The 20,835-nt window shown below is 68.1% G+C and carries 20 protein-coding genes and 3 tRNA genes; 12 read left to right on the forward strand and 11 right to left on the reverse strand.

Annotation, left to right across the window (positions count from 1 at the left end):
* The first annotated feature begins 71 nt into the window (after positions 1-71).
* From AC4HOU_RS06860 to AC4HOU_RS06870, 3 genes are read left to right on the forward strand one after another with little or no spacing between them, the layout of a single operon-like run.
* Positions 72-1,754, forward strand: a complete 1,683-nt coding sequence (locus tag AC4HOU_RS06860; RefSeq protein WP_490724266.1) for a replication initiator — start codon at positions 72-74, stop codon at positions 1,752-1,754.
* Positions 1,755-1,767: 13 nt separating this feature from the next.
* Positions 1,768-1,941 (forward strand): helix-turn-helix domain-containing protein, encoded by a 174-nt coding sequence (locus AC4HOU_RS06865; protein WP_195016257.1) that lies wholly within the window; start codon positions 1,768-1,770, stop codon positions 1,939-1,941.
* Positions 1,942-1,945: 4 nt separating this feature from the next.
* Positions 1,946-3,100, forward strand: a complete 1,155-nt coding sequence (locus tag AC4HOU_RS06870) for a tyrosine-type recombinase/integrase (protein ID WP_195016256.1) — start codon at positions 1,946-1,948, stop codon at positions 3,098-3,100.
* 98 nt (positions 3,101-3,198) lie between these two features.
* On the opposite strand, the gene AC4HOU_RS06875 is transcribed toward AC4HOU_RS06870, so the two are convergent.
* From AC4HOU_RS06875 to AC4HOU_RS06885, 3 genes are all read right to left on the reverse strand, one after another.
* Positions 3,199-3,271 (reverse strand) — tRNA-Arg (locus AC4HOU_RS06875).
* Between the two features lie 36 nt (positions 3,272-3,307).
* Positions 3,308-3,397: transfer RNA gene (locus tag AC4HOU_RS06880), tRNA-Ser, on the reverse strand.
* A gap of 91 nt (positions 3,398-3,488) precedes the next feature.
* Positions 3,489-4,226: a dienelactone hydrolase family protein gene (locus tag AC4HOU_RS06885; RefSeq protein ID WP_163813522.1), complete on the reverse strand. Its 738-nt coding sequence runs from the start codon at positions 4,224-4,226 to the stop codon at positions 3,489-3,491.
* A 96-nt stretch (positions 4,227-4,322) separates the two neighbouring features.
* On the opposite strand from AC4HOU_RS06885, the gene hisC reads away from it, so the two are divergent.
* On the forward strand, positions 4,323-5,402 hold the full coding sequence (hisC, locus tag AC4HOU_RS06890; protein ID WP_490724267.1) for a histidinol-phosphate transaminase: 1,080 nt from the start codon (positions 4,323-4,325) through the stop codon (positions 5,400-5,402).
* A gap of 74 nt (positions 5,403-5,476) precedes the next feature.
* Here the strand turns inward: hisC and AC4HOU_RS06895 are convergent, their stop codons facing one another.
* The 5 genes from AC4HOU_RS06895 to AC4HOU_RS06915 form a co-directional block, all read right to left on the reverse strand.
* A complete protein-coding gene (locus tag AC4HOU_RS06895) occupies positions 5,477-6,538 on the reverse strand; it encodes an alpha/beta hydrolase (RefSeq protein WP_163813524.1) in 1,062 nt (353 codons plus the stop codon).
* A gap of 92 nt (positions 6,539-6,630) precedes the next feature.
* Complete coding sequence (locus AC4HOU_RS06900; RefSeq protein WP_228815215.1) at positions 6,631-7,014, reverse strand: hypothetical protein; 384 nt, start codon at positions 7,012-7,014, stop codon at positions 6,631-6,633.
* A 130-nt stretch (positions 7,015-7,144) separates the two neighbouring features.
* Positions 7,145-7,232: transfer RNA gene (locus AC4HOU_RS06905), tRNA-Ser, on the reverse strand.
* 33 nt (positions 7,233-7,265) lie between these two features.
* Positions 7,266-7,676, reverse strand: a complete 411-nt coding sequence (locus AC4HOU_RS06910; protein WP_163813576.1) for a MarR family winged helix-turn-helix transcriptional regulator — start codon at positions 7,674-7,676, stop codon at positions 7,266-7,268.
* A 138-nt stretch (positions 7,677-7,814) separates the two neighbouring features.
* On the reverse strand, positions 7,815-8,990 hold the full coding sequence (locus tag AC4HOU_RS06915) for a lactate 2-monooxygenase (RefSeq protein ID WP_490724268.1): 1,176 nt from the start codon (positions 8,988-8,990) through the stop codon (positions 7,815-7,817).
* Positions 8,991-9,402: 412 nt separating this feature from the next.
* Here AC4HOU_RS06915 and AC4HOU_RS06920 point away from each other — a divergent pair, with 412 nt between their 5' ends.
* Entirely contained in the window at positions 9,403-10,404 is a 1,002-nt protein-coding gene (locus tag AC4HOU_RS06920; RefSeq protein WP_490724269.1) for an NAD(P)H-quinone oxidoreductase, read from the forward strand.
* A 136-nt stretch (positions 10,405-10,540) separates the two neighbouring features.
* On the opposite strand, the gene AC4HOU_RS06925 is transcribed toward AC4HOU_RS06920, so the two are convergent.
* Positions 10,541-11,743, reverse strand: a complete 1,203-nt coding sequence (locus tag AC4HOU_RS06925; RefSeq protein ID WP_163813527.1) for a cysteine desulfurase-like protein — start codon at positions 11,741-11,743, stop codon at positions 10,541-10,543.
* Positions 11,744-11,838: 95 nt separating this feature from the next.
* Here AC4HOU_RS06925 and AC4HOU_RS06930 point away from each other — a divergent pair, with 95 nt between their 5' ends.
* From AC4HOU_RS06930 to AC4HOU_RS06955, 6 genes are all read left to right on the forward strand, one after another.
* Positions 11,839-12,447 (forward strand): bacterial proteasome activator family protein, encoded by a 609-nt coding sequence (locus AC4HOU_RS06930; protein WP_163813528.1) that lies wholly within the window; start codon positions 11,839-11,841, stop codon positions 12,445-12,447.
* Between the two features lie 107 nt (positions 12,448-12,554).
* Positions 12,555-13,442 carry a galactan export ABC transporter permease subunit Wzm/RfbD gene (wzm, locus tag AC4HOU_RS06935; protein ID WP_375139387.1) on the forward strand — a complete coding sequence of 296 codons (888 nt, stop codon included), beginning with the start codon at positions 12,555-12,557 and terminating at the stop codon, positions 13,440-13,442.
* A gap of 14 nt (positions 13,443-13,456) precedes the next feature.
* Entirely contained in the window at positions 13,457-14,299 is an 843-nt protein-coding gene (gene wzt / locus AC4HOU_RS06940) for a galactan export ABC transporter ATP-binding subunit Wzt/RfbE (RefSeq protein WP_163813529.1), read from the forward strand.
* The gene (gene glfT1 / locus AC4HOU_RS06945; RefSeq protein WP_490724270.1) at positions 14,296-15,282 is read left to right on the forward strand and encodes a galactofuranosyltransferase GlfT1; all 987 of its coding nucleotides are present in this window, start codon (positions 14,296-14,298) and stop codon (positions 15,280-15,282) included. The genes wzt and glfT1 overlap by 4 nt, the downstream gene beginning before the upstream one ends.
* 452 nt (positions 15,283-15,734) lie before the next feature.
* On the forward strand, positions 15,735-16,781 hold the full coding sequence (rsgA, locus tag AC4HOU_RS06950; protein WP_195020415.1) for a ribosome small subunit-dependent GTPase A: 1,047 nt from the start codon (positions 15,735-15,737) through the stop codon (positions 16,779-16,781).
* 527 nt (positions 16,782-17,308) lie between these two features.
* Positions 17,309-18,154: an SDR family oxidoreductase gene (locus tag AC4HOU_RS06955; protein ID WP_163813531.1), complete on the forward strand. Its 846-nt coding sequence runs from the start codon at positions 17,309-17,311 to the stop codon at positions 18,152-18,154.
* Between the two features lie 55 nt (positions 18,155-18,209).
* On the opposite strand, the gene AC4HOU_RS06960 is transcribed toward AC4HOU_RS06955, so the two are convergent.
* Positions 18,210-18,353: a hypothetical protein gene (locus AC4HOU_RS06960; RefSeq protein ID WP_490724271.1), complete on the reverse strand. Its 144-nt coding sequence runs from the start codon at positions 18,351-18,353 to the stop codon at positions 18,210-18,212.
* 92 nt (positions 18,354-18,445) lie between these two features.
* Here AC4HOU_RS06960 and AC4HOU_RS06965 point away from each other — a divergent pair, with 92 nt between their 5' ends.
* Positions 18,446-19,381 (forward strand): hypothetical protein, encoded by a 936-nt coding sequence (locus AC4HOU_RS06965; protein ID WP_490724272.1) that lies wholly within the window; start codon positions 18,446-18,448, stop codon positions 19,379-19,381.
* A gap of 308 nt (positions 19,382-19,689) precedes the next feature.
* Here the strand turns inward: AC4HOU_RS06965 and AC4HOU_RS06970 are convergent, their stop codons facing one another.
* Positions 19,690-20,457, reverse strand: coding sequence for a hypothetical protein (locus tag AC4HOU_RS06970; protein ID WP_490724273.1), 768 nt, complete (start codon positions 20,455-20,457; stop codon positions 19,690-19,692).
* Positions 20,458-20,835: the final 378 nt, after the last annotated feature.

The following is a 20,835-nucleotide window of genomic DNA, read 5'->3' on the forward strand; positions in this document are numbered from 1 at the left end:
GACGCCCTCGCCGCCACCGTGATCCTCCCCCGAGTCGACCACTGGACCAAGGACAAGAACGAGGCTGCCTGATGGAAACGACCAGTGTTGATGTGCCGCAACGCCAGACCGCCGCCGAACGCCGCGCACTCCCGGACTTCCGGCATATCGCGGCTGACCTGGCTGATGACAATCACATCTGCCGTCGCCCGGTCCCGATGCGCACCGAGGACCCGGCCACCCTGGAAGTCGCCTATGTGGCGTCCCCGTGCAAGGCCACCATCGAATCGGTGTGCCCGGCGTGTGCGGCCAAGGCCCGGTATCTGCGGATGACGCAGTGCTTCGAGGGCTGGCACATGACCGACGAACCGATCACCGAGAAGAAAACCCCGACCGAGCAGCAAAAGGGCCTGATCGCGGCCCGCTCCGACCTGTTCGCCCAGTACCAGCAAGCCCGCGAGGACGACGACCGGGAACTGATGGCCGGAATCCGGGAGATCGTCGCATCTCTCGATGTCGAATTGCGCGAGTCCGGGTTCCGGGGTCGGCTCCCGGACTTCGACAAAAGGCCGGCCGAACGCCGCAAGCGCTCGACCAGCCGCCGCCAGGACGCCCCCGACCTGCCGCGATTGAAGGTCGCCAAGGTCACCGTGGGCCGCGAGTACGCGGGCAAGTACCGGCCCTCGACGTTCGTCACGCTCACCCTGCCGTCCTACGGGCACGTCCACACCGACGGCGCGATCGACAGCAAGGGCAGGACCTGCGGGGACGGCTCACCCCGTGACCCCGACAGCTACGACTACACCCAGGCCGCGCGTGACATCGTGCACTTCGCGGCCCTGTTCGACCGCTGGATCCAGAACCTGCGCCGGGCGGTCGGCTGGGACGTGCAGTACTTCGCCACCGTAGAACCCCAGCGTCGCGGCGCACCGCACATCCACCTCGCCATCCGGGGATCGATCCCGCACAAGATCATCCGCGCGGTCACCGAAGCCACCTACCACCAAGTGTGGTGGCCTCACCACGACCACGAGGTCTACACCGGCGACCGGATGCCGGTCTGGGACGACGCCGCCGCCACGTTCTGCGACCCCGACACCGGCGCGCCGTTGACCGGGTGGGATGACGCCCTGGACGTCATGGACGCCGTGGACGACCTCGAGCCCGCGCACGTGGTTCGCTTCGGTGCGCAGGTCGACTCGAAGGGGATTCTCGGCGGCACCCCCAAGGCCGACCAGAAGGTCCGCTACCTGACCAAGTACCTGACCAAGTCGGTCGCCGAGATCATCGAACCCCAGTCCCGGCGCGCGGCTGAGCATTATGACCGGCTCCACGCCGAACTCCAGCACACCCCGTGCTCGCCCCGATGCCCGGTCTGGCTGCGCTACGGCATCGTCCCCAAGGGCGCCACCGCCAAGACCCAGCCCGGCAAATGCCGGGGCAAGGCACACCGCCGCGACACCCTCGGCATGCCCGGTCGCCGGGTGCTTGTCTCGCGCCGCTGGTCGAACAAGACCCTGCCCGACCACAAGCAGGACCGCGCCGACTTCGTTCGGCAAACCCTCGCCGCGGTCGGCATCAACCCACCCGACCGCTCCCGGCTGATCATCACCCCGGTCGAGCCCGGCGACAAGAACGTGCCGCCCCGAGACCACTTGATCATGGCGGCGGTCTCCCAGCGCATCACGTGGCGTGCTGAGTACACGAGTGCGCTACTCGCCGCCAACCCAGCAGCACCACAAGACAATTCCGCAATCCTGCCCACCGCCGCATAGAAGGGGACCCACCATGTCGAAACTGCTCACCGAGTCCGACGTCCGCAAGCTCATCCCGATCGGACACAGCAAGTACTACGAGCTGATCGGCACCGGCCAGCTCCGCTCGGTCAAGATCGGTCGCCGGCGGTTCGTGCCCGAGCAGGCTGTGGCCGAATACCTCGCGGCTCTCGACCAGGCGGCGTGATCCTGTGCCGAGACAGCGTATGGCCCCCGGCGAGTGGGGAAAGATCACGGTCAAGAAGGCGGGACCGAATAAGTTCACCGCGTACGTCTACGTGCGGGATGAGGACGGGCGCCGGCGGTGGGTGAAGCGCAGCGGTTCGACCGAAGAGGATGCACGGCGCGCTCTCCAACGGCACCTCACAAAGCGCACGACGCCCGTCGACGGGGCAGATGTAACCGAACGGACTACGTTGTCGGAGCTGTTCGAGGTGTGGATCGCGACAAAGGATGGTCTCAAAGCCCAGTCGATCGGTGCCTATCGCGATACGTGGCGAAAGCATGGCGAACCCAAGCTTGGCGCGTTGCGGGTGCGTGAGCTTCCGACCAGTCGGGCCGAACGACATATCGCGAAGCTTCCGCCGTCACGGGCTCGGATGCTGCGTGTGGTGCTGCTCGGAATGTTCTCACTGGCGGTGCGTGAGGATGTGCTCAAGGTGAACCCGATCCGGGAGGTCACCCGGAAGACCAGCAAACCCGCACCGGCGAGAGCGTTGACGCCCGAAGAGTTCGCGGTGGTGCGTTCGGCAGTCGTGGCCTACCGCGACCGCGCCGGGATGAGTGGTCCTCGGCGGGGGCGGCTGCTGGTTGAGTTCATCGACGTGATGGCGTCGACAGGGTGCCGGCCGAATGAGGTGCTAGGTCTGCGGTGGTCAGACGTCGACCTGCTGGCGGATCCGCCGACCATGACGACGAGAGGCACGGCGCTGGACCATGGCAAGGTGACTGGGAAGGGTGTTCATCGCCAGGATGAACGCAAGGGTGGTGCACCTGACCACACCGTCGTTCTCCCGAAGTTGGCCGTGGAGGCGCTGACGAGACTCTTCGGTCAGGCGACAGACCCGGATGGCCCGGTGTTCGCCAATCGCAACGGTGGTTGGATGAGCCTCGCGAACATGCGGCGCTCGCTGCGGGCTGCTTTGCCCGAAGAGCTGGCGTGGGTGACGCCGTACAGCTTCCGTCGGACGGTTGCGACGGTGGTCCGAAACGGTCTCAGTCCGGCTGATGCACAAGCCCAGCTGTCACATGCAAAGCTGTCGACCACTGAACAGCACTATCTCGAGCGCCATACTCGCGGCCCCGATGCTCGCCCGGTGCTCGACCGATTCGCCGGAGGAAAGTAATACCTCGTTTGTACTCCCAAAGTACTACTTCTGGCCCGGATGATCTTGAAAGCGAATCGGCCCCCGAACTGTTCGCGCAGTTCGGGGGCCGATTTCTGTGCGCCCGAAGGGATTCGAACCCCTAACCTTCTGATCCGTAGTCAGATGCTCTATCCGTTGAGCTACGGGCGCATGCGGTGTTCAGTTGTACACCCGGTTTCCCGGGCTTGGCGGAGGCGAGAGGATTTGAACCTCCGGTCCCCGTGAAGGGACAACTCATTAGCAGTGAGTCCCATTCGGCCGCTCTGGCACGCCTCCTGGAGCCTTCTCTTCGAGGGCACCGGTCCTTTCGAACCGCCGAGCAGCAAGGTTACAGTAGCCGATCCACAGAGTGCAAAACGGCTGGTAGTTAGCGTAAATTGCTGTCGAACCAGTCGAAGATCCTGGTTTGCGCGTCGATGAGATCGTCGCGCTCCTCCTCGTCGTCGCCGGGTTTGTCGGCGCGGTGCAGCAGACCCGGATAACTGATCACCAGACTCGCCACCTCGGCGCGGGCGGCGGCGTCGCGTAACTGCTCGACCTCCTCGGCCGGGGTGTTCGGATCGGTCTCGCCGAACAGGCCCAGCCACGGTGCCTGTAAGCGGGGAGCGGCCTCGACGAGTGCTTCGGCCTTGTCGGTGAGCGGGCTCACGATGCCGGGAGCCGCGACGCTGACCGCGGCGCCGATGGGGCGGTTGGTGGCCACCAGGCAGGCGGCGGTGCCCGCGGTATCGAAGCCGAGCGCGCCGATGCAGTCCGGGAACACCCCGCGCCGGGTGAGCCAGTCGAAGCAGGCGTCGAAATCCTCGAACAGTTCGTCGCCGAACACACCGGTCGACGGCGGATCGGTGGCGCGGTGGAACAGATTGGGCGCGACGACCGTCCAGCCCTCGGTGGCCAGCGCCTGCATGAGCTCCAGCAACGGCCCGGTGAACTCACCGGATTCGTGCAGCAGCACGATGCCGCCACGGGCGTTGCCCTCGGGTTCGACCACGGTGATGGGCACCTGCGGGTGCGCGGCCGGGCGCCGGTCCGGCTCGGACTCACCTTCGGTTGCCATGTCGTCCCCGACGCGCAGCGGCGCTAGATCGTCATAAGTGCCCGACATGAATCCAGCGTAGGGCCGAATTCTGATCTTGGGGAGAAATTGCACGTGAGAGGCCCTCGCGCACGGAAATTCCGGCACCGGGCATATGGTTGGGGGGTGACCGCGCAGATTCGGCCGGACCTCGATTCCATTCCGGCGTACGTCCCCGGCCGCAACCATCCCGGTGCGGTCAAACTGGCCAGCAACGAGACCACCTTCGGTCCGCTGCCCGCCGCGCTCAAGGCCATCACCGAGGCGGCCGAGCTGGCGAGCCGCTACCCGGACAATCAGGTGACCGAGCTGCGGGCCGCGCTCGCGGAGTTCCTCGGCGTCTCTCCGGCGAACGTCGCGGTGGGCTGCGGCAGCGTCGCGCTGTGCCAGGAACTGGTGCAGATCACCTGCTCCTCCCCCGACGACGAGGTGCTGTTCGCGTGGCGCTCGTTCGAGGCGTACCCGATCGTCACCCAGGTGGGCAATGCCACGGCCGTGCCGGTGCCGCTGGACCCGGAGCTGGTGCACGATCTGGACGCGATCGCCGCCGCGGTCACCGAGCGCACCAAGATGATCTTCATCTGCAACCCGAACAACCCGACCGGCACCGCGGTCGGCCGCGAGGCGCTCACCCGCTTCCTCGACTCCGTGCCCGACAACGTGCTCGTGGTGCTGGACGAGGCCTACTACGAGTACATGCGACTCACCCCGCAGGACCGCCCCGATGGCGTCGAGCTCGGTCGCACCAGGCCCAATGTCGTTGTGCTCCGCACCTTCTCGAAGGCCTACGGGCTGGCCGGGCTGCGTGCCGGCTACGCGGTGGGCGCGCCCGAGGTGATCACCGCGCTGCTGAAGGTGCACATTCCGTTCAGCGTCAACCGGGTGGCGCAGGCCGCCGCGATCGCCTCGCTGGAGGCGCGCCACGAACTACTCGATCGCACCGAACCGCTGATCGCCGAGCGTGACCGGGTGCGCGTCGCGCTGCTGGCGGCGGGCTATCGGGTGCCGCCGAGCGAGGCGAACTTCGTCTGGCTGGCGCTGGGCGAGCACAGCGTGCCGTTCGCCGAGGCCAGCGCCGAGGCCGGCGTGCTGGTGCGGCCGTTCGCCGGCGACGGCGTGCGCGTCACCACCGGCGATCCGCACGAGAACGATCTGTTCCTGAGTTTCGCCACCGATCCGGCGGTGGCCGCCAGGTTCACCGGCTGAGCAGCAGGTCCACCGCTGAGCGGCTGATCCACCGCCGAAGCCAGGCGACCGGCCGGCTCTGAGCTCCGCCGGGCTCAGGCCACGCCGAGCCCGCGCGCGATGGTCGGCCAGGAGCTGACCAGCTCGTCGGCCCAGTAGGGCCAGGAATGGGTGCCGGTGGGCCGCAGGTTCGCGGTGTGCGCGATACCGAGGGCGTTGAGCCGGTCGATGAGGCGGCGGGTGCAGGTGTTGGTGCCGGCTTCGAGCGGGCTGCCGAATCCGATGGCGGTGAGCAGCTCCGGGTTGCTCGGGACCTCGTACTTGCCGGGGACGCCGCTGCCGGAGGACAGGTAGATCGCCTTGCCGCGCAACGCTTCCGCGTTCCTGGTGACGTCGTGGGCCAGCCAGGCCGGATCCTCTGGCTCGCCGAACATGTTGTCCGGATCGCCCTTGTAGGTGGCGATCACGGCACGCACCTGCGCCTGCCCGAGATCGGATCCGCTGGTGTAGCAGCCGCTGTGCGCGGCGACGGCGGCGTAGAGCTGCGGTTCGCGCACCGCGAGCATCATCGCTCCCTCGGCGCCCATCGACACGCCCATCAGGGCATTGCGACCGTTGCCGTTGAAGCGGGCATCGATCAGCGGGGGCAGTTCCTTGGTCAGGAACGTCTCCCACATGTTGGTGCCGAGCACCGGGTCGGGCCGCTGCCAGTCGGTGTAGTAGCTGGCGGGCCCGCCGACGGTGAGCACCACGTTGACGTTCTTGTCCTCGTAGAACTGCAGCGCGCCGCCGCGTTCGATCCAGTTGTTGCTGTCTTCGACGGCGCTGCGGCCATCGAGCATGTAGACCGTGGGCCGAGGGGCGCTGCGATCCCGCGGCAAGAGCACCTGCACCTCGACGGTGCGGCTCATCGCGGGCGAATCGACGTAGACGCGCAGCCTGCGGTCGGTGATCTCGCTGACGCCGCTGATCTTCGGGCGGGCGGGCATCGGCCTGGTCTGCTCGGCCATGCCCGGCCCGTCGGAGGATCCGGTGCCCTGTTCCTCCGCGGGCGCCGCCGTCGTCAAGGGCGCGCCGATCGTCGCCGCACCGATCATGAGTGCGGCGCTCACCAGCGCGCCGGACAGCCGGCGCCGCGGTCCACGCCGTGACAGCATGTGGCCATACTGCCAGAAACGGCCTGCGGGCCGCGGCGACGAGGAGCGGGCCGGGCCCGAATTCACCCGGCTACCAGCACGAATGGCCGAGATCAGGGCTCGTAGACGCCGTAGGCGCGGTTCGCGATGCACATCGGCACCACGTGCTGATCCCGGCGCCATTCGAATCGCGCGGCGGCCTCGACGGTTTCACGTTCCACCAGGCAGACGGTGGTGGTGCCGGGCCGGGTGATGTTCGCCAATGGCGAGACGGCCAGCGGGATCCCGATGTAAACCTTGTTGTTCATGCACACCGGCACCACCGGCACGCCACGGATGGCGCTGTGGCGGTCGGCCACGCCCTGCGCGTGCGGCACGCCCGAACAGTCCAGTGGGTTGGCGTCGCTCGCCTGGGCGGGGGCCGCGGCGAGGGTGAGACCGGCCGCGGTACCCACGGCCAGCAAGCTCAGGGATCTAGCGATGGTGGTCCACGTCATAGCCGCATTGAAACACTCGCGGTGCAGGACACACTCGATAATCGCGGCGTGTCCGCACGCTGGGACGTGATCGGTATCGGGGCGTTGCCGCCGCCGAGGCCGGGAAGGTCCGGCCGTCGGCGCGGGTTGATGGCGGAGACGGAGGGATTTGAACCCCCGGTCGCTCTCACGACGCTCGCTTTCAAGGCGAGTGCATTCGGCCGCTCTGCCACGTCTCCAGGTCCACGATCGTAACCGATCGTGCGGGCCGGTCAGTGGCCGTCCGAGAGCGCTTCGAGGTCGATGCGGCCGAAGACGTCGGCGACGAGGTCGAGTTGCTCGGGAGTGAGCAGGTCGATGAATCCCTTGCGCACGGCCTCGACGTGACCGGGCGCGGCCTCCGACAGCCTGCGCATTCCGGTGTCGGTGAGCTCGGCGAGGACCCCGCGCCCGTCTTCGACGCAGGTGTTGCGGCGTACCAGGCCCTGGGCTTCCATCCGGCGGATCTGGTGGGTGAGGCGGCTGCGCGAGGACAGCACGCCGTCGGCCAATTCGCTCATCCGCAGGGCCCGGCCGGGCGCTTCGGACAGCAGCACCAGGATGCGGTATTCGGCCAGGCTCAGATCGTTGTCGCGTTGCAGCTGCCGGTTCAACGCGGTCATCAAGCGGAGGTGGCCGTCCATGAACGCCCGCCACGCGTTCTGCTGAGCCGGGGTCAGCCACTCCGGCTCAGCGGAAACGCGACCGCTTGGTTTGGTAGGCACGTCGGTATTCTATGTCGTCCGACCAGCGAAGTTACCGGCCGGTTACCCATTCCGGGCTCAGCGCGGGGTCACCAGCAGGTCGCGGGAAAGATCTCCGACCTTCGCGTGCCCGGACAGGCCCATCGCCGAATCGAAGTCGGCCAGCAGCAGACGCAGGGCATGACGAACGCCGTCGTGGCCCGCGATGCCGAGGCCGTAGGCCCACGGGCGTCCGTAGAACACCGCCTTGGCGCCGAGCGCCAGCGCGATGAGCATGTCCGAGCCGGTGCGGATACCGGAGTCGAAGAGCACATCGGCCCGGTCGCCGACACCAGCGACGACGGCGGGCAGCGCGTCCAGCGCCGCGATCGAACCGTCGACCTGGCGGCCGCCGTGGTTGCTCACCACCACCGCGTCGGCACCGGCGTCGACCACCTGCCTGGCGTCGTCGGGGTGCAGGATGCCCTTGACCGCGATCGGCAGATCGGTCCATTCGCGCAGGTGCGCGATATCGGCGGGGCGCAGCGTGTGATTGCCGAAGAGGCCGGCCCAGGTGAGGATCGCGGTGCGCATGGCGTCCTCGCTTTCCTCCGGCGCGGCGGGCAGTTTGGCCCGGAACACCGGATCGGACAGGTAGTTCGCGATGCCCTTGCCCTTCAGGAAGGGCAGATGCGCCAGCTCGAGATCGCGCGGACGCCAGCCGAGCGATGGCGTGTCGACGGTGACGACGATGGCCTTGGCACCCGCCTTCTCCGCCCGCTGAACGAACGAGCGCGCCAAATCGTTGTCGGCGGGCCAGTACAGCTGGTACCACCATTCCCCCGAGACCGCGCCGACCTCTTCGATGGTCGACGACGCCGCCGTCGACAACACCATGCCGACGCCCAGCTCCTTGGTGACCTCGCCGACCACCGTCTCGCCCCGGTCCTGGAGCAGCTCGAGCACCCCGACCGGCGCCGTGAGCACCGGCGCGGCCAGTTTGGTGCCGAGCACCTCGACCGACAGATCGCGGGTGCCGTGGCCGGTGGTGCCGCGCAGCATGCGCGGGACGATCCGGTAGCGGTCGAAGGCGGCGCGATTGGCCTGCGCGGTCCGCTCATCCGAGGCGCTCCCCGCGACGTAGGCGAAGGCCTCGGCGCCGAGCAACTCCCGGGCGCGTTCTTCGAGACCATCGGCCGTCATCGGCAGTTCCGGAACCTCACCGCCGAGCCCGCGGAAGTAGATCTCATTCTGAAAGTCGATGAAGCTGCTCACGCTCGAAGACGCTAGCGCCTACCTTCGGTGACCGCGCCCACACCCGGCGAATCCGCAGGGCCCCCGGCATTCCCGCGCATCCTTCCGTCCCGGGCCACCCCGACGAGCGCTACTCCGCGTGCGCTCCACGCGGGCAGCGCACCGCCGGCCGCGGATGCGGGTGCGCATCACCGCGCCGGGCTCGGTCGCGGGGCGACATCCACCGCACGACCAAGGGCCAGGTAGCGCTCGAGGGCTCCCACAATGGCCGGGTGGCGGAGCGCCCCGGTCCCAGCACGGCCGCCACCCGCCACGTAGCACTGGCTCTCACGGTGTCCGGGTGCGGAGCGGACCGGTCACAGCACGGCAGCCACCCGGCCACGTAGCGCGGGCTCCCGATGGCCGGGCGACGGCGGTCCGGCAGTATGGGCGCGTGCGCGCGATCACGTTGAACGGATTCGGTGGGCCGGAGGTCATGGAGTGGGCGCAGACGCCCGAACCCGAGGCCGGTCCCGGCGAAGTGCTCATCGACGTGGCGGCGGCCGGGGTGAACCGGGCCGACATCATGCAGCGCAAGGGCCACTATCCGCCGCCGCCGGGTGCCAGCGAGATCCCCGGACTCGAGTGCTCGGGGGTTATCGCGGCGGTCGGCGAGGGCGTGCGCGACTGGTCGGTGGGTGATCGGGTGTGCGCGTTGCTGTCCGGCGGCGGCTATGCCGAGCGGGCCGTCGCACCGGCCGGGCAACTGCTGCCGATCCCGGACGAGCTGGACCTGGGCGCGGCGGCCGGACTGCCGGAGGTGGCGGCCACCGTGTGGTCGAACCTGGTGATGACCGCGGGGCTGCACGCCGGGCAACTGGTGCTGATCCACGGCGGCGGGAGCGGCATCGGCACCCACGCGATCCAGGTGGCCAAGCGGCTGGGGGCGCGCGTCGCGGTGACGGCCGGGTCGGCGAACAAGCTGGAACAGTGCGCCGAGCTGGGCGCCGACCTCCTGATCAACTATCGCGAACAGGACTTCGTCGAGGTCATCCGCGCCGAACAGGGCAGCGGCGGGCCTGGCGCCGACATCATTCTCGACAATATGGGCGCGGCCTACCTGGCCCGCAATGTGGAGGCGCTGGCCACCTACGGGCAGTTGGTCGTCATCGGATTGCAGGGTGGAGCGAAGGCCGAACTGAACCTCGCGACCCTGCTCGGCAAGCGTGCGGCAGTCCGAGCCACCAACCTGCGCGGCCGCCCGGCGACCGGGCCCGGCAGCAAGGCCGAGATCATCGCCGAGGTGCGCAAGCATGTATGGCCGCTGGTGGCCGAGGGCGCGGTGGTCCCGGTGATCGCGGCCGAACTGCCGATCAGCGAGGTCGGCACGGCCCACGCGCTGCTGGACTCGCCCGACACCGTGGGCAAGGTCGTGTTGCAGATCGGCGACTACTGACCGAACCGGTTGCGACGGCCACTATGCGCGGAGAGCCGGGCCGGGTCCGCGGTCCAGGACGGCCGGCGGATGCCTCGGTCCAGCACGGCCGGTGCACGAGGTGGCTCGGTCCAGCACCGCCGCCGCCCCGGGCACCTCAGTCCAACGCCGCCAGCGCTCGGCCGAGCTGATCGATCTCGAACTTCGTCGTATACGGCGCCAGACCGACCGTCACCGCACCACCCTCGTCGTTGACGCCGAGCGCGTCCAGCAACCGGCTGCCGCCGTGGGTGCCGCTGAGTACGCCGATGCGATTGTCGGCCAGTTTGGCGGCGATCTTCTCCGCCTGCAGGCCGACCATGGTGAAGCTGACGGTCGGGATGCGGGTGGAGGCGCGGCCGATGACGGTGAGGTTCTCGATCTTGTCGAGGGTGTCCATCAGATGCTCGAACAGCTGGTCGTGATAGTCCTGCAGCGAGGTGATGGACACTTCCAGCCGCTCACGTCGGGTGCCGGTGGCGCGTTCGTCGAGCCCGGCGAGATAGTCGATCGAGGTGGTGAGCCCGGCCAGCAGCGAGTACTGATGCCCGCCGACCTCGAGCCGTTCAGCACCCTTGGCATACGGGTTGAGCGACATCGACGGAATGCGGTCCAGAAACGCCGGATCGCGGAAGACCAGCGCACCGATCTGCGGACCACCCCACGACGGTGCGCTCAGCGCGACCACGTCGGCGTTGAGTTCTTCGATGTCGATCAGCGCGTACGGCGCGGCGCCGAACGCATCCGCCACCAGCAGCCCGCCCACCTCGTGCACCCGGTCGGCGGCCACCCGGACGGCGGGCGCCGAGCCGACGATCGGCGAGGCAGCGGTGAGCGCCACCAGGCGCGCGGTGGGCCCGATCAGCTCCTCGAACTGCCAGGCAGGCATCTCGCAGGTCTCGATCTCCACCTCGGCCCAGCGCACATGCGCGCCGTAGCGGTTGGCGATGCGGAGCCAGGGGGCCACATTGGCCTCGTCATCCAGGCGCGACAGCACGATCCCGGTACCGAGCCCAAGGCGCGAGCTCAGCGATTCGGCCAGCCAGGCCAGCAGTACCGCACGATCCGGTCCGAGCACGACGCCGGCGGGATCACCGCCGACCAGGTCCGCGACGGCCTCACGCGCCGCATCCAGAATGGCGGCGCTGCGCTTGGCTGCGTGATGACGGCCTACGTGGGAAAACGACGACGTACGGAAACCTGTTGACACGGCCCGGGATACCGAATCCGGAACCAGCATGCCCGCTTGCGGGTCGAGATGGATCCAGCCGTCGCCCAGGGACGGTATCAGGCCCCGAACCCGTGCGACGTCGTAAGTCATGCTGGCCACTCTAAGGGCAGCGGGTGAGGCCGCGTAACCCTCCCCACAGGCACCGTCTTTAGCACGTCGGCGCCCGACGCGACATGATAGAGACCATGACGCACTCGGATGACGCATCGGATCCCGTCGTCGTTATCGGACCCGAGGGACGCCCCCTGCTGCTACCCAGCGGCAAGGAATCGGGCGTGCCCTACACCGCGCAGGTGGTCTCCGACGGCGACGAGAAGAGCAAGGACTCCGACGAGCGCGATGACTCCGGCGAATCGCTGGCCGACATGGTCGAGCAGCCCGCGAAGGTCATGCGTATCGGCACCATGATCAAGCAGCTGCTGGAGGAGGTCAGGGCGGCACCGCTGGACGACGCCAGCCGGGCCAGGCTGCGCGAGATCCACAAGTCCTCGATCCGCGAGCTGGAGCAGGGCCTGGCCCCGGAGCTGCGCGAGGAGCTGGAACGGCTGACGCTGCCGTTCACCGACGAGTCGGTGCCATCGGACGCCGAACTGCGCATCGCCCAGGCCCAGCTGGTCGGCTGGCTGGAGGGCCTGTTCCACGGCATCCAGACCGCGCTGTTCGCCCAGCAGATGGCGGCTCGTGCGCAGCTCGAGCAGATGCGCCAAGGTGCGTTGCCGCCGGGCGTGCACGCGGGCGACCAGCGGTCGGCCCAGCACGGCCACACCATGGGCGGCACCGGCCAGTACCTGTAACCCAAGCAGAGCGTGGACGGTAGTGCTGGCGGGGCCCGGTACGCCTCGGCCGAGTAGTGTCGAGCACCGTGCCCGCCGCTGCCGCTCGCCCCGACTCGGTTTCCGATGTGACTAACGAACAGACCTCAGAACCCACCGTCACCGCGCCCGCCGAGCCTGCCGAACCGCTGGTCTCGGACTCGCAATCGTTCGCCCGCGCGTTCAAGGACATGCGCGACGGCTTCGGTCAGCGCGAGCTGTGGCTATCGCTTGGCTGGCAGGACATCAAGCAGCGTTACCGGCGCTCGGTGCTCGGCCCGTTCTGGATCACCATCGCCACCGGCGTGCAGGCCACCGCCATCGGCATCCTGTACGCGGCGCTGCTCGGGCAGCCGCTGCGCGAATACCTGCCGTACGTGGCGGTCGGGTTGATCGTGTGGAACGTCATCCAGGCCAGCATTCTCGAGGGTTCGGATGTGTTCATCGCCAACGAGGGCCTGATCAAGCAGTTGCCCTCGGCGTTGAGCGTGCACGTCTACCGGCTGGTGTGGCGGCAGTTCTTGTTCTTCGCGCACAATTTCGCGATCTATTTCGTGGTGCTGATCGCCTTCGGGGTGTGGCAGAACCTGCATTGGACGGTCGTCTTCGCGATACCTGCGCTGCTGCTGATCTTCGCCAATTCCATGTGGGTGTCGATCCTGTTCGGCATCTTCAGCACCCGCTACCGCGATATCGCGCCGATCCTCGGCAGCATGACGCTGATGTTGTTCGTGCTGACGCCGGTCATGTGGAACACCAAGAGCCTGCAAGAGCAGGGCGGCGACGTGGCCGATCGGGCCAAGCTGGCCGAAATCGTGCCGACCTTCCACTACCTGGAAATCGTGCGCGCGCCGCTGCTCGGCGATGATCAGCGGCTCTATCACTGGGGCATCGTCGGCGCGATCACCGTCGTCGGCTGGATCGCGGCCGTGTTCGCCCTGAAGAAATTCCGTTCGCGCGTGCCGTACTGGGTATAGGAGCCGATGCAACGATGACCGATCATGTGAGCATCGAAACCCGCAACGCGTGGGTGGAGTTCCCCATCTTCGACGCGAAATCGCGGTCGTTGAAGAAGGCGTTCCTCGGTAAGGCCGGCGGCGCCATCGGGCGCAATCAATCCGACGTCGTGGTAGTCGAGGCGCTGCGCGACATCACCCTCTCGCTCAAGGAGGGCGATCGGATCGGCCTGGTCGGGCACAACGGCGCAGGCAAATCCACGCTGCTGCGGCTGCTGTCGGGAATCTATGAACCCTCCCGCGGCAGCGCCCGTATTCGCGGCCGGGTCGCGCCCGTGTTCGACCTCGGTGTCGGTATGGACCCGGAGATCTCCGGATACGAGAACATCATCATTCGCGGCCTGTTCCTCGGCCAGACGCGCAAGCAGATGATGGCCAAGATCGATGAGATCGCCGATTTCACCGAACTCGGCGAATACCTGTCGATGCCTCTGCGCACCTACTCCACCGGTATGCGGGTGCGGCTGGCGATGGGGGTCGTCACCTCGATCGACCCGGAAATCCTGCTGCTGGACGAAGGCATCGGCGCGGTCGATGCGGAATTCATGAAAAAAGCCCGGCTGCGCCTCCAGAAATTGGTGGCCCGATCCGGCATCCTGGTCTTCGCCAGCCATTCCAACGAATTCCTCGCCCAGCTCTGCGATTCGGCCCTGTGGATCGATCACGGCCAGGTCCGGCTGCACGGCGGTATCGAAGAAGTGGTGCGGGCCTACGAAGGCCCGGAGGCGGGTAATCACGTCGCGACCGTCCTTGCCGAATTGGAAGCCGAGCAGGCCGCCGATGACGCCGAACGAGAACTGGAGCCGAACCAGACATGAGTGAGCCGACCGGGAAGAACACCCCGATCGCTGCCGGGGCGTCCCCGGTCGAGTCCGCGACCTCCGCCGAACACCCGGCAGTCGATACCGGCGCGACCGCTCGCATCGTCGCCGTCGTCGTCACCCACAAGCGGCGCGAACTGCTGGCCGAATCGCTGAAGGTGCTGGCCACCCAGTCGCGGCCGGTCGACCATCTCATCGTCGTCGACAACGGCAACGAACCGGAGGTCGCCGAGCTGGTGCGGGATCAGCCGGTGGAAACCACCTACCTGGGCTCGGCCCACAATCTCGGCGGCGCGGGCGGATTCGCGCTCGGCATCCTGCACGCGCTCAGCCTCGGCGCCGATTGGGTGTGGCTGGCCGACGACGACGGCAGGCCAGAAGGCCCCGAGGTGCTGGCGACGCTGCTGGACTGCGCGGGCAGGCACGGGCTGGTCGAGGTCTCGCCCGTGGTCTGCGATATCGACGAACCCGATCGGCTGGCTTTCCCGCTGCGCCGTGGCGTGGTGTGGCGGCGGCTGCGTTCGGAGCTGGGCGAGGAGGATTTCCTGCCGGATATCGCGTCGCTGTTCAACGGGGCGCTCATCTCGGCGCAGGCGATCGACGTCATCGGGGTGCCCGATCTGCGGCTGTTCGTGCGTGGTGACGAGGTCGAGGTGCATCGGCGCCTGGTGCGCTCCGGGCTGCCTTTCGGCACCTGCCTGCAAACGGCCTACCTGCATCCCAATGGCGCCGCCGAGTTCAAGCCGATCCTCGGCGGCCGGATGCACACCCAGTACCCGGACGATCCGGTGAAGCGCTACTTCACCTACCGCAACCGCGGCTACCTCATGTCGCAGCCGGGGATGCGGAAGCTGCTGCCGCAGGAGTGGATTCGTTTCTCCTGGTTCTTCCTGGTGACCAGGCGCGACCCGGCAGGTCTGCGGGAATGGTTCCACCTGCGCAGTCTGGGGCGGCACGAACAGTTCGGGAAGCCGGACTGAGTTCGGATCGCGCCCTGCGGCGTCGCGATCCTCGTCCGGCGCGGCGCGGACGGTACCGGTCCGTCCTCGGCGACTGCTCATGAGGCGGGCGCCATCGGCCGGTGGTTCGGGTCACCGGAAGCTCCCGGCCGTGCGGGAGTCGAGGTCGCCCGGATCCGGCGCAGCACCTGGCGACCCGGGTGCTCATGCGAGGCGTCGGGGGCGGAGCTCGTGACGGCGCCGGCTCAGTGGTGCGGACGCCCGGGAAATTCGGTTGCGCGGGCAGCGGTCGGCGTGTGAGAGTAGGCGCCGAGCTTCGAGGAGAACGAGGAGGTGGAGTTCGTGGTGATTGTCGCGCGGTTTGTCATGTCCGCGTCGGCTGTGCGGGTGCACGCCGGCGGGCCGAACTCCATCTCGTACTCAACTCGCTGAGCCCCTCGTCGTGGGCTCGGCCCCACGGAGGTTCTCTCACTATGGTCGATTACGACCTGCTCATTCCCTACGGCTGGACCGACAGCGTCCGGCTCGACTACACCGCACATCTGGCGCCCGGCCACGTACCCGCCAGGGTGATCCGGATGGACCGCGGCGAATGCGATGTCGCCACACCCAGCGGCCTCGGCCGCGCGATCTGCCCACGCTCGGATTCCGAGATCAGCGGACTGTGCACGGGTGACTGGGTGCTCGTCGACGCGACGATGACCGTGCGGCGGCTGCTGCCGCGACGCTCGGCGATCGTGCGCACCACCGCGTCACGGGATTCGCGCGCCCAGGTACTCGCCGCCAATGTCGACACGGTACTGATCTGCGCGCCCGCCGACGGTGACGTCGACCTGGGCCGGATCGAGCGGATGCTCGCCCTGGCCTGGGAATCGCACGCGCAACCCGTCGTCGTGCTCACCAAAGCCGATGCGGCCGAGTATCTTCCGCTCGACGAGGTGCGGGCCGTCGCGCCCGGTGCCGCCGTCGTCGCGGTCAGCGCCACCAGCGAGTACGGGCTCGATGTGCTCACCGCGCTGCTCGACGGCACCGTCGCCCTCATCGGCGCGTCCGGTGCGGGTAAGTCGACGCTGGCCAATGCGTTGCTCGGCGCGGATGTGTTCGCCACGAACGACGTTCGCGCGGTCGACAAGAAGGGCAAGCACACCACCGTGCACCGCGAGCTGCGTCCACTCCCCGGCGGCGGCACGCTGATCGATACGCCCGGTCTCCGTGGCGTCGGTCTCTGGGATGCGGCCGAGGGTCTCGAACGCACCTTCAGCGATATCGAAACCCTGGCCGCCGACTGCCGCTTCACCGACTGCGCGCACGATGCCGAACCCGGCTGCGCGGTGCGCGCCGCCATCGACAGCGGTGAACTCACCGAGCGACGGCTGGACAGCTACCGCAAGCTCGCCCGCGAGAACGAGTGGATGGCGGCGCGCAGCGATAAGCGGTTGCGGGCCGAGCGCGAGAAGGCGTGGCGGGATATCAGCAAACAGCACCGCCGGATGTTCCGGGAGAAGAACTCGCGGCGCTGAACCGCGCAACGGGGTCACCGGTAGTGGGTGGCCCCGGTTGCCCGCGGTCGTTCGCCTCGGCCGGATTCACTGGGGCGCGGGCGTCCGCGGCGATCGTTCGGCAGGCCGCCGAGGTGGCCGACCCGGTCCTCGTCCGGCAGCACCGGGGCGCCGGCGTCCGCGGCAATCGTTCGGCGGGCAGCCGAGGTGGCCGACCGGGCCCTCGTCCGGCAGCACCGGGACACGGGCCTCCGCGGCAATCGTTCGACGGGCAGCCGAAGTGGCGGGCACCGTCCATCGTCCGGCAGCACCGGGGCGCGGGCGATCGCGCTCTGCGCGTCCGAACCTCGACTGATCGGCCCGGTTCAGCGTTGCGCTCTCTAGCCCGACCAGCGGAAACAGCTGATCCCGGATAGCTGGAGCGAGTGTGAGGCACAACACTGGCGCACCCTATGCAACTGGTTGCATAGGGTCTGGGTTTACGCTTAATGTCGAGAAGCGGATGGCCGCGGTACTCGCAACCGCGGCGGACACGACAGGAGCAGTCAATGACCGAATCGAAGCCGCTCGCGGGTAAGACGCTGATCATGTCCGGCGGCAGCCGAGGCATCGGGCTGGAGATCGCCAAGCGAGCCGCGGCCGACGGCGCGAACATCACCCTGATCGCCAAGACCGACAAGCCGCATCCCAAACTGCCAGGCACCATCCACACCGCCGCCGCCGAACTCGAAGCCGCCGGCGGCAAGGTGCTGCCCTTCGTCGGCGACGTGCGCATCGACGAATCGGTCGCCGAAGCCGTGCGCCAGACGATCGAGCAGTTCGGCGGCATCGACATCGTGGTCAACAACGCCTCGGCCATCGACCTCTCGCCCACCGACGCGCTGCCGATGAAGAAATACGACCTCATGCAGGACATCAACTGCCGCGGCAGTTTCCTGCTGTCGAAGCTGTGCATCCCCGCGCTGCGCGAATCCGCCGCGGCCGGGCGCAACCCGCACATCCTCACCCTCTCGCCGCCGCTGAACCTCGACCCGAAGTGGGCGGGCTCCTCGCTCGGCTACACCATCGCCAAGTACGGCATGTCGCTGACCACCCTCGGCCTGGCCGAAGAGCTGAAGTCCGACGGCATCGGCGTCAACTCGCTGTGGCCGCGCACCACCATCGCCACCGCCGCGGTGAAGAACCTGCTCGGCGGCGAGGAAATGGTCGCCACCTCCCGCACCCCCGACATCTACGCCGACGCCGCCTACCTGGTGCTGACCTCCCCCTCGACCGAAACCACCGGCAACTTCTTCATCGACGACGACGTCCTCGCCGCCCACGGCATCACCGACCTGGACAAGTACCGCGTCACCCCGGGTGATGGCCCCCTGACCACCGACCTGTTCCTCTGATCGGTTTCGGCCCACAACGCCACGGCCCGCACAGGCGGACCGTGGCGTTCTGCTGTCACCGTCCAGGGGCCTTGTCACGCGTCAGCCGAATCTGCCGGTCGACCTCATGCGCCAATTCACAGGCGCGATAGGCGGACTTGTACTCGAGGGTCTTTCGAGCGGCACGGAGCTGCGCGTCGAATTCTTCCTGTGTGCTCATTGCGAATCTTCCATGTAGTCGAAGAGCGCGCACCGGCCAGCGGAGCTGCGCAGCCGGCGGCGCGTAGCGGGATCCTGGGGCAGTATTCCTGTATGGGGAGGATCAAGTGTGCGGTCTGGGTTTTCGTTCTGGTGGCGGTCGTGGTTGCCGCCGTCGGGTGCACCGGGTTGCCCGGGCGGCCGACGCAGGTGAAACAGTTGCAGGCCGAGATCGCGGTGATGCCCGGCGTGGAGAACTTCTCGGCCAGTTACTCCAACAACATCACCCATGGTGCGGTGCTGGATCTGTGGGTGCGGATGCGTGGGGCGAGCGAAGATCAGATCGCGGCGGTGGCCCGGCGGATCAATGAGATCAAGGCGGATTACTTCGAAGGATACGACCAGACAACGGAGTTCATCGTCGGGGAGCGGCTGAAGGTTCGGCGCGGGGAACGTCTCGATCCGGATCAGGTTGCCGCCGATGCCCGCGGAGTCCGGCAGATCGGAGGCGCACTGCCCGGCACCGAGGTCTCCTGGTTCCGCGGGAAGGTGGCCACCATTACCTTGAATCACTCGCCCGCGGCGGCCGAATCGCTAGCCGCTGTGCGTCCGGTGATCGGCACCGACGCACTCGGGGTCGACATCCTCCCGGCCGGAGACGCGCCGATGTGGTGGGTAGGGTTTCCGCTCACTGCGGAGCGTGAGCAGCAGTTGCTGACCCTCGTCAATGGGCTGCCAGTGCAGGTCCTCGCCGTCCGGATCGAAGACGGGCACATGTCGAACATGAGTGTCGGTGTCCGGGATCCGGCCTCGGCGTACGCGGATCTGGCGGCGGCGATCGCCGCCCTACAGCCGACAACCCGCCATCCGATGCTACTGCGGTGGAGCGGTACCCGTGGGCCGGACGGCAAGTCGTTCAGCGGCTCCGTCCACGTGGGCGGGTGTTCGTACGGCACCACGGCCGGAGAACAGGATCCCGAGAGCTACTACCCGCCGGAGGCGATCGACGTACAACGCCGTCTCCGTGAACAGTTCGACACCTGCCAGTAGCTGGGGCGAGAAACAGCCCGGCGTTGCCGGTCGGCGAGGTTTTACCGCGCCATCGTAGGGCGACTGCCCTCCTGCGTACCTGAATCCCGTAGCGGCCGATGGGTTTTCGGGAGGACGCAAGCCGATTCGCACAACGCTGGTCACGCCCCCGCCCTCGCCTCGGTGTTCCGTCCCAGCGGGCGGTGAGAGCGAGCAGCGGCGGCGTCTACCGGCAGGATCCGGCCCGATTGCAGGTCGACGCCGCCCCCGGCGGGACAGGTCCGCCACTGACGGAGCCGGGCCGCGTGCGATCCGGCTCCGGACAACGTCTAGATCAGCAGCAGGGGCAGGATCGAGAGCAGGATCAGCAAGGCGGCGCAGGCCCAGGAAATGTAGACGAAGACCATGCCCGGGGTCTTCTGGGGGCCCGGGCCGATGGCGCCGTTGAGGAAGATCAGGGCGGGGGCGCGGTAGTAGAGGCGCGCGGCCTGACCTTCAGCGACGGGGACGGCGGTGGTGGCGGGGCCCATGTCGAACAGCCAGGGAGTGCTGACCTTGACGTGGTGCTGGCCGGGGCCGACCGGGATGTGGTTGGCGCCCCAGCGGGTGTTGGGCACCTGCTGGCCGTTGACGATGATCTTCGGTTTGGTGATGGCGAGCAGGAAGGCCAGCGGAGTGTAGGAGGCGTCGACGGTGAGGCCGGGCGGGTCGCCGGGCATGCCCTGACCGGCCGCGGGAGCCTGCGCGCCCGGGCCGCCGTACGGCATGGGCGGCTGAGCGCCTGGCATCGGCGGACGACCCTGTGGCGGCATTCCCTGCGGCGGTTGACCATACGGCCCGCCCTGCGGGAACTGCGGTGCCCCATTCGGCATCGGCGGACGGCCTGGCATCGGCTGACCAGGCGCCTGCTGGCCCGGCATCGGATGGCCCATCGGCGGTTGACCCGGCATCGGATGACCGGGCGACTGGCCCGGCATCGGCTGACCCATCGGCGGCTGACCGTACGGCGGAGCACCCGGCGGCGCGTACTGCGGCGCACCCCCGAACTGCGGCTGACCTGGCACCGGCTGCGCCTGCGGCGGCCCCGGGTAACTCATCGATTCCTCCCAAGATCGGTAACGTGCACGCGCACCCTACCGAGGTTTCGCCGGTGGCTCATGTCGAGAGCGGCGGGCCGGCTTCGTCTGATCACTGCCGCAGCCGCCGTCGAGGCGGCTCGAGCTCACTAGTACCTACCCATCTCAGGCGAGCTCGAACCACAAGACGACTGCGCCGGCTGCGTCCGATTCATGCCGCGGCCGCCGTGAAGCAGCCCGGGCACACCGGTATCTACCCGTCCGGGGCAGGCTCGAACCACGAGAGGGCCGCGCATCGCGCCAGAGCACGCCGGCACTGTCTACGGCGAATCACACTCGGATACCGACACGGAGACACCGAGTCCGACCATGGCAATCACGGCGATCCACGAACCATCC

The organism is Nocardia sp. JCM 38205 (genome assembly GCF_058222935.1).